The sequence below is a fragment of the Pseudomonadota bacterium genome, from assembly GCA_039815145.1.
GTDB lineage: Bacteria > Pseudomonadota > Gammaproteobacteria > Steroidobacterales > JBCBZW01 > JBCBZW01.
The window spans coordinates 1-5,958 of record JBCBZW010000208.1 but is presented as its reverse complement, the minus strand read 5'-3'; the positions used below and the strand labels follow the sequence as shown (position 1 = coordinate 5,958).

At 63.2% G+C, this 5,958-nt stretch carries 4 protein-coding genes; 2 read left to right on the top strand and 2 right to left on the bottom strand.

Annotated elements, in window-relative coordinates:
• Positions 1–963: ACR3 family arsenite efflux transporter (gene arsB, locus AAF184_24315; protein MEO0425481.1), on the top strand; the 963-nt coding region annotated here is incomplete at its 5' end.
• 187 nt (positions 964–1,150) lie between these two features.
• Here the strand turns inward: arsB and AAF184_24310 are convergent.
• Positions 1,151–4,741: a hypothetical protein gene (locus AAF184_24310; GenBank protein ID MEO0425480.1), complete on the bottom strand. Its 3,591-nt coding sequence runs from the start codon at positions 4,739–4,741 to the stop codon at positions 1,151–1,153.
• A 363-nt stretch (positions 4,742–5,104) separates the two neighbouring features.
• Between AAF184_24310 and AAF184_24305 the strand changes: the two genes are divergently transcribed.
• Positions 5,105–5,626 carry a tail fiber protein gene (locus AAF184_24305; protein MEO0425479.1) on the top strand — a complete coding sequence of 174 codons (522 nt, stop codon included), beginning with the start codon at positions 5,105–5,107 and terminating at the stop codon, positions 5,624–5,626.
• 101 nt (positions 5,627–5,727) lie between these two features.
• Here AAF184_24305 and AAF184_24300 read toward each other — a convergent pair.
• Positions 5,728–5,958 (bottom strand): DUF5666 domain-containing protein (locus AAF184_24300; GenBank protein ID MEO0425478.1); only part of this gene is annotated, 231 nt, incomplete at its 5' end.

Here is a 5,958-nt window from a genome sequence, read left to right as displayed (position 1 = left end):
GGCAGCCTATTCCCCGCGCTGTTTCAGGTGTTCGCCAGCCTGGAGGTCGCCAAGGTGAACCTGCCCGTGGCGGTGCTCATCTGGCTCATGATCTACCCGATGATGATCCAGGTGGACTTCGCCTCCATCAGGGACATCGGCAAGCGCCCCAAAGGCCTGCTGCTCACGCTGCTGGTCAACTGGCTGATCAAGCCGTTCACCATGGCCGCCCTCGGTTGGTTGTTCTTCCGCGTGATCTTTGCAGACCTCGTCGACCCGACGACGGCCGGCGAGTACATCGCCGGCATGATCCTGCTTGGCGTCGCGCCCTGCACCGCCATGGTGTTCGTGTGGAGCCAGCTCACGAAGGGCGATCCGAACTACACCCTGGTGCAGGTGTCGGTGAACGACCTCATCATGGTGTTCGCCTTCGCCCCGATCGCGGCGTTTCTGCTTGGCGTGAGCGAGGTGGTGGTGCCGTGGGAGACGCTGGTGCTGTCGGTCGTGCTGTACGTCCTGCTGCCCCTGATCGCCGGCTACCTCACGCGGCGGGCGCTCGCACCAAGCGGTGACCTTACGCGCTTGAACGCGCTGCTCGCCAAGCTCAAGCCCGCCTCCATCGCGGGGCTACTGGCCACGGTGGTGCTGCTGTTCGGCTTTCAGGCCAACACGATCCTGCAGCAGCCGGTGGCGATCGTGCTCATCGCCATTCCGTTGCTGATCCAGACCTACGGGATCTTCGCCCTCGCCTACGCCTCGGCCAAGGCCATGCGCTTGCCGCACAATATCGCGGCGCCCGCATGCATGATCGGCACCTCAAACTTCTTCGAGTTGGCCGTGGCCGTCGCCATCTCCCTGTTCGGGCTGAACTCGGGAGCGGCGCTGGCCACGGTGGTGGGCGTGCTGGTGGAGGTGCCGGTGATGCTGTCGTTGGTCGCATTCGCGAACCGCACGCGGCACTGGTTCCCCGCCCGCTCAGTCTGAGGCCACGCGTCTGACATCGACACGATCGAGCACCTCGAAGGGCGGAGCAACATCGGCTCGACAGGATTCCAGCGTACGGCGCGCTGCCACCATGCCCAGCGTGTCGCCGGTCACCCCGGCTCGTGATCAGCCCGTTGAGTAGCTCAGTCCACGGGTCGCCTTGAGTTTCTCACCTACGCCGCGTTGGCTACTGCGCCGGAGACACCGATCCCTCGACGCGAGGGCTCTGACAGACCTCCCGCGTTAGGTCGCGCTTCAGCGGATCCTCAGGGACGAAATAGTCATAGGCCAGGTAGGTGTGGCGAAACCCGGCATCCGAGTAGTCGGTCACCTCATAGAGGAAAGGCTTCGCCATGTAGAAGCAGTCCCTGAGGCTATCCTCGGGCTCGTTGGGCAGCTGCGCGACTTGGCCGCCCATCTCGAGGCTGCTGCTCCAGGACAGCGTCTGGTTCCAATCCTCCACGAGCCCGGTGGTGTATTCGTAGCCGCCGCCGAGGGCCACCACCAAGGCAGTGAGTTCCAGTTCGACGCCGATGCTGGTGTCGTAGGATGCGCTGTCACCCTGAACGGTCGCCGATCCCTTTACGCTCGACATCGAGGCTGACCAGTCACCGTCGCCGGCGCTGATCACTCGCCCGATCGGACAGTCCACTCCCTCGCACTTCCAAATCAGCTTGCCCCGGATCGGCACCCAGGCCGAGTCTTTGCTCATGCGTACGTCGATCAGCTGCTCGGGTTTGTCGGGGTTCTTGCGTACATCGACCGGGTACGCGTCCGGATCGATATGCGGACCACCAAACACTTCCACTTCCGACAGTTTCAGAGCTGCTCCTGTCGCCCGGCTGATACGAATGAACCTGCCCCGGACGGGGGCCTGTCCGGGTTGCCCGGTCAACACGGTCCTCACACGATTGATGCGGGCGTCTTGGGTGGATAGGTACCTCAAGCCGTCATCGCCAACGCTCAGGGCACCGACGGGCACATTGCCAAGTGGGTAATCGACAACGGCAATGCTCATGTCGCCGTCGACGCCCTCACCCCACACGCGAATTAGGTCGACTCTCTCCATGCGTCCAAGGTCGACCTCCCACCAGTCGCCAGCAGCGACCTCGACCATGTCGCCGAGCACGTCCCCATCCAACAAGGCGTCGGCGGTTTGTGCGTCTGCCGCCGTGTAGGCATTACCGCGGCGAGCTAGATTGCCCCACGCATGACGTACGGGCAACCACTCGGCCGCCATCTCCGGATCGTCGCGGCGGGTTGCCCACTGCTCGGCCCCCGAATGTCGATGTACCGCGTCGCGCAGCGTGCAAACGCGGGCACGAGCACCCGTCGCGTCGTCCTTTACCCCGTAGTGGAAACAGTCGTAGGTCTGTTCACGGAACTGCACGAGCGCTTCGCTATTGGACACGCTAACGCCCTCGGTCGCACTGGTCTCTACACTACTCGTGGTGCCTTCGGTTTCGGCCGTCCCCCACTCGTATCCGGCAGTGGCCTTTATCATTGCCGTGACGGGGCCGGCATCCAGCCCCGCGCCGATGTAGCCGGAGACACTGTGCGACGCGGTGCCCGTCACGTTGCTGCTGGTCTCGGTGCCGGCAACCTGCTGCTTGCCAGCCCAGGCTCGCCTGAGCAGGTCCAACTGCCAGCGTTCCCAGTACGGTGGGGAGTACGTGATGCTCTCGATCGACGACTCGCGTACCGTCTTGCAGGTCAGGCCGCTCGAGCCTGGAATCGGGCTGACTTCTGCAAAGGTGCTATTGCCCGACCAGTCGCCCATTGCCAGGTGCGCTCCTCGGTCCAGCGCGCCGTGCTCCACGAATCGGATCAGCGCCAACTCGCGGCGCCCGTCGCCGTCGGCTGCCACCGAGAATCCATACACGTAGTACGGGATCACGGCCAGCACTTCTCGCCTGGCATCGCCATCCATGTCGGCGATCGCCAGCGATAGCTGGCGACTCTTGATACGCGTACCCGTGGCTTTGAACATCTCGCCCTCAGGCTTCGACCAGGCCGGCCCCGTGACGAGCTCTCTTGGCTTTTCAGGGCCAACGGCCGCGACGTCGTAGACCTGCAACGTGACCGTGCGTTCGTCCAGCGTAGCAATCACGATCTCGTCTTTTGCATCCGCATCGACGTCCCCGAACGCAGCATCCAGCACCTGCGCCCTTGCACGAAAGCGTTTCGCCATTTCGACCCGAAGCACTTCCTCGCCCAGCGGCTGGCCATCAACCGTAACCATCAGATCTGTTGCCGATTCAACGTTGTTGAGATCGCCCTCTTGCTGCACGCGATAGTCGAACGTGAGGTAGAGCTTGCCGGGCTGACCCGCGTTCTCCTCGGTGACGTAGAAGTCCACCGTCCAGCCGGCGGAACCTGCTGTCTCGTCAGGTTCTCGCGTAAGCATCAAACTGGACCAGCCTTCCTCGGACGTCTCCTCCTCTGCGGTGCTCGAGGCCGTGCCACGAAAAAGATCGGGCTCAAAGGCCTTGCGGGTTACGAAGGACTGTCCCGATGTGTTCGACAGGATGTCCACGCCACTCTTGTCCTTGATCGCCACATCCCGCAGTCGCAGTTCCCGGGTCGCTCGCTCCGAGGCGGAGCCGCCCACCCACGCACCAATCGCCAGCGTGTGACGGCCCTCGGTCAAAGCAGGAAGCGCGACGCTCGCAGGCTCGGGCGGGTAGTAGTCGTAGTATTCGCTCGTGCTCGGGACCGAGTCGATGCGGTCGCCAAGCGGCTTCGCGCTGTAGACCGTTAGCTGTTGGCCAATCGACATGCCGTCGCCGGTGTTGTCGTCCGAGACGAAGATGATCTCGCGTGTCGGGTCCCCGATCACATCAGCCACGCCCAAGCGCATACTCTCGAGGCGTTTTGGACGCTCACTCAGCGTGACGTCCAGAAGTGACTGCATCGCCCCGTCGCCGCTCGGATCATGTCCCAAAATCTTGAGCCGAGGCACACCAAGCGCCTTATCGATGTAGATCGCGACGACTTCCGCCTTGCCGTTGCCACTGACGTCACCCATTGCCATGCGCACGGGCCCGTCGATCTGCGGGCCCGCGGCATCATGGAATCGCGCGAAGGTCTGGTCGTTTTTCTGGGCGATGCCCTTGCGAGCACCCTTCCAGACGAAAACGTTCAACGTGCCATCCGGGTGTTTCGTCACCACGGCGACCTCGTCGATTCGTTTGCCGGTCGTTTTGTCGCCGTCGAAATCGCCGTGAGCGGCCTGAAACGCGCTGTGACCGGTCAGCGTCGAACTCCACAACTGCTCTCTGTAGCCGTCGGCCATCATCCCGTTTTCGTCTCTCACACGCTGGTTGCGCACCACCCACAGCTGGTAAACGTCTTTGAGATAGCTGCCATCCGGCGTCGGTAACTGGCCTGTGAACGCCACGATGAGTTCGCCCTTGCCATCGCCGTCCACGTCAGTCGCCGTGCTGGCCCACAGTTCCGACGGCGGTTTGGCGCCAGCGCTACTGCCACCATCCCATCCCGACAGGTAGCCATTGCTCGGACCACCCAGCTCAACCAGGTCACCGACGAAATCACGGCGATCATGACGCAGCATATGCGAACTCAAAACGCGCGAGCCGGGCTGAGCCTTGTTGAATTGCGGTGCGGTGATGAGCATCTCGTAACGGCCACCGACCTCGATCTTCTGACCGAATGGCGAGGCGGTGCAGTCGAGGGCCTCACCGAGTCCAGGCTCCGCACAGATAGTGAGGAGCGTTGCGAGCCCCGTGAGACTGAGAAGCTGGTTCGTGTTGCGCATCAACGCCCCTTCCGAAGACCTATGTATGAAATCGCTCGGCCGCCAAGTTGGACGGCGTGCTGCACAAGGACCGAGCTTCTGACGGACAACAGCATAAACGCTATTGCTGAGGTCCGCCCCGATTCCGTCGAAACCCGCTGGCACCCTTGCTACCGGCCCGCGGCTCTGCCTCCCACCATCGCTTCAACGGTGTCTCCTCGGCACACTCCCCTGCGCAACGCGCTCTCTTGCTCGCTTCACGATTCCACACGCCCCCCTTATTTGCGTGTATGGTCAGCGTGCTCGATAGCATCCGAGGAGTATCGCTCCTATCCGGCGCTTGACGAGTAGTGGAGTAATCAACAGCTCAGGGAGCGTCACGCGATGGATCCGTTCATTGGCACAATCATCATGTTTGCAGGGAATTTTGAACCGAGGGGCTGGGCCTTTTGCGATGGGCGGCTGATGGCCGTCGCCAGCAACGCGACGTTGTTCTCAATCCTGGGTGCCACCTATGGCGGTGACGGCAAAACGACCTTTGCTCTGCCGGACCTGCGTGGGCGAGTACCCCTGCACCCGGGCCAGGGACCGGGCCTGCAGTCCTACCAACTTGGCCAACAGGGGGGCGCCGAGAGCGTCACGCTGAATGCGTTTCAGATGCCAGCGCATAGTCATCCCGTTCACTGCACAGCGCAGATCGGCGACCAGGACTCGCCCGTCGGGGCCCTCCCGGCTGCGGAGCAGGCGCAGCGGACCAGCGTGTGGTCGAAGGCAGCGTCTGACGGGTCGATGGCCAGCGCCATGATCGGCGAGAACGGCGCCAACGAGGCGCACGAGAACCGTCAGCCGTTCACCGGCGTCAACTTCATCATCGCCCTTCAGGGCATCTACCCGCCACGAGCGTAGGGGACCGGCGCTCCGGGCGTTGGGTGTAATTCGTGGTCGATGAGCAATCGCAGGCGATTCGCTACTCGGCGCGCCTCGGCCGCATATTCCATCGCGCGTCGCTAGTCTTCCACCTCGAACTGCACCTCTTCGGCGATCAAGGTGGTGGGCGCCACTTCCGCGCCCTCGGCTTTCACCAGGCGCCCCGGCGCGAGTTGATCGAAAAACTCCGCCGCCGTGATCGGAAGGTCTTGCTCGTCGCGGTACTCCGTGCGGCCATCGGTCTCGACGGTCACGCCGAGGATGGTGAAGCTCGGCTCGCTCACCGCCGTGACGAAGCCCTGCAGTTCGCT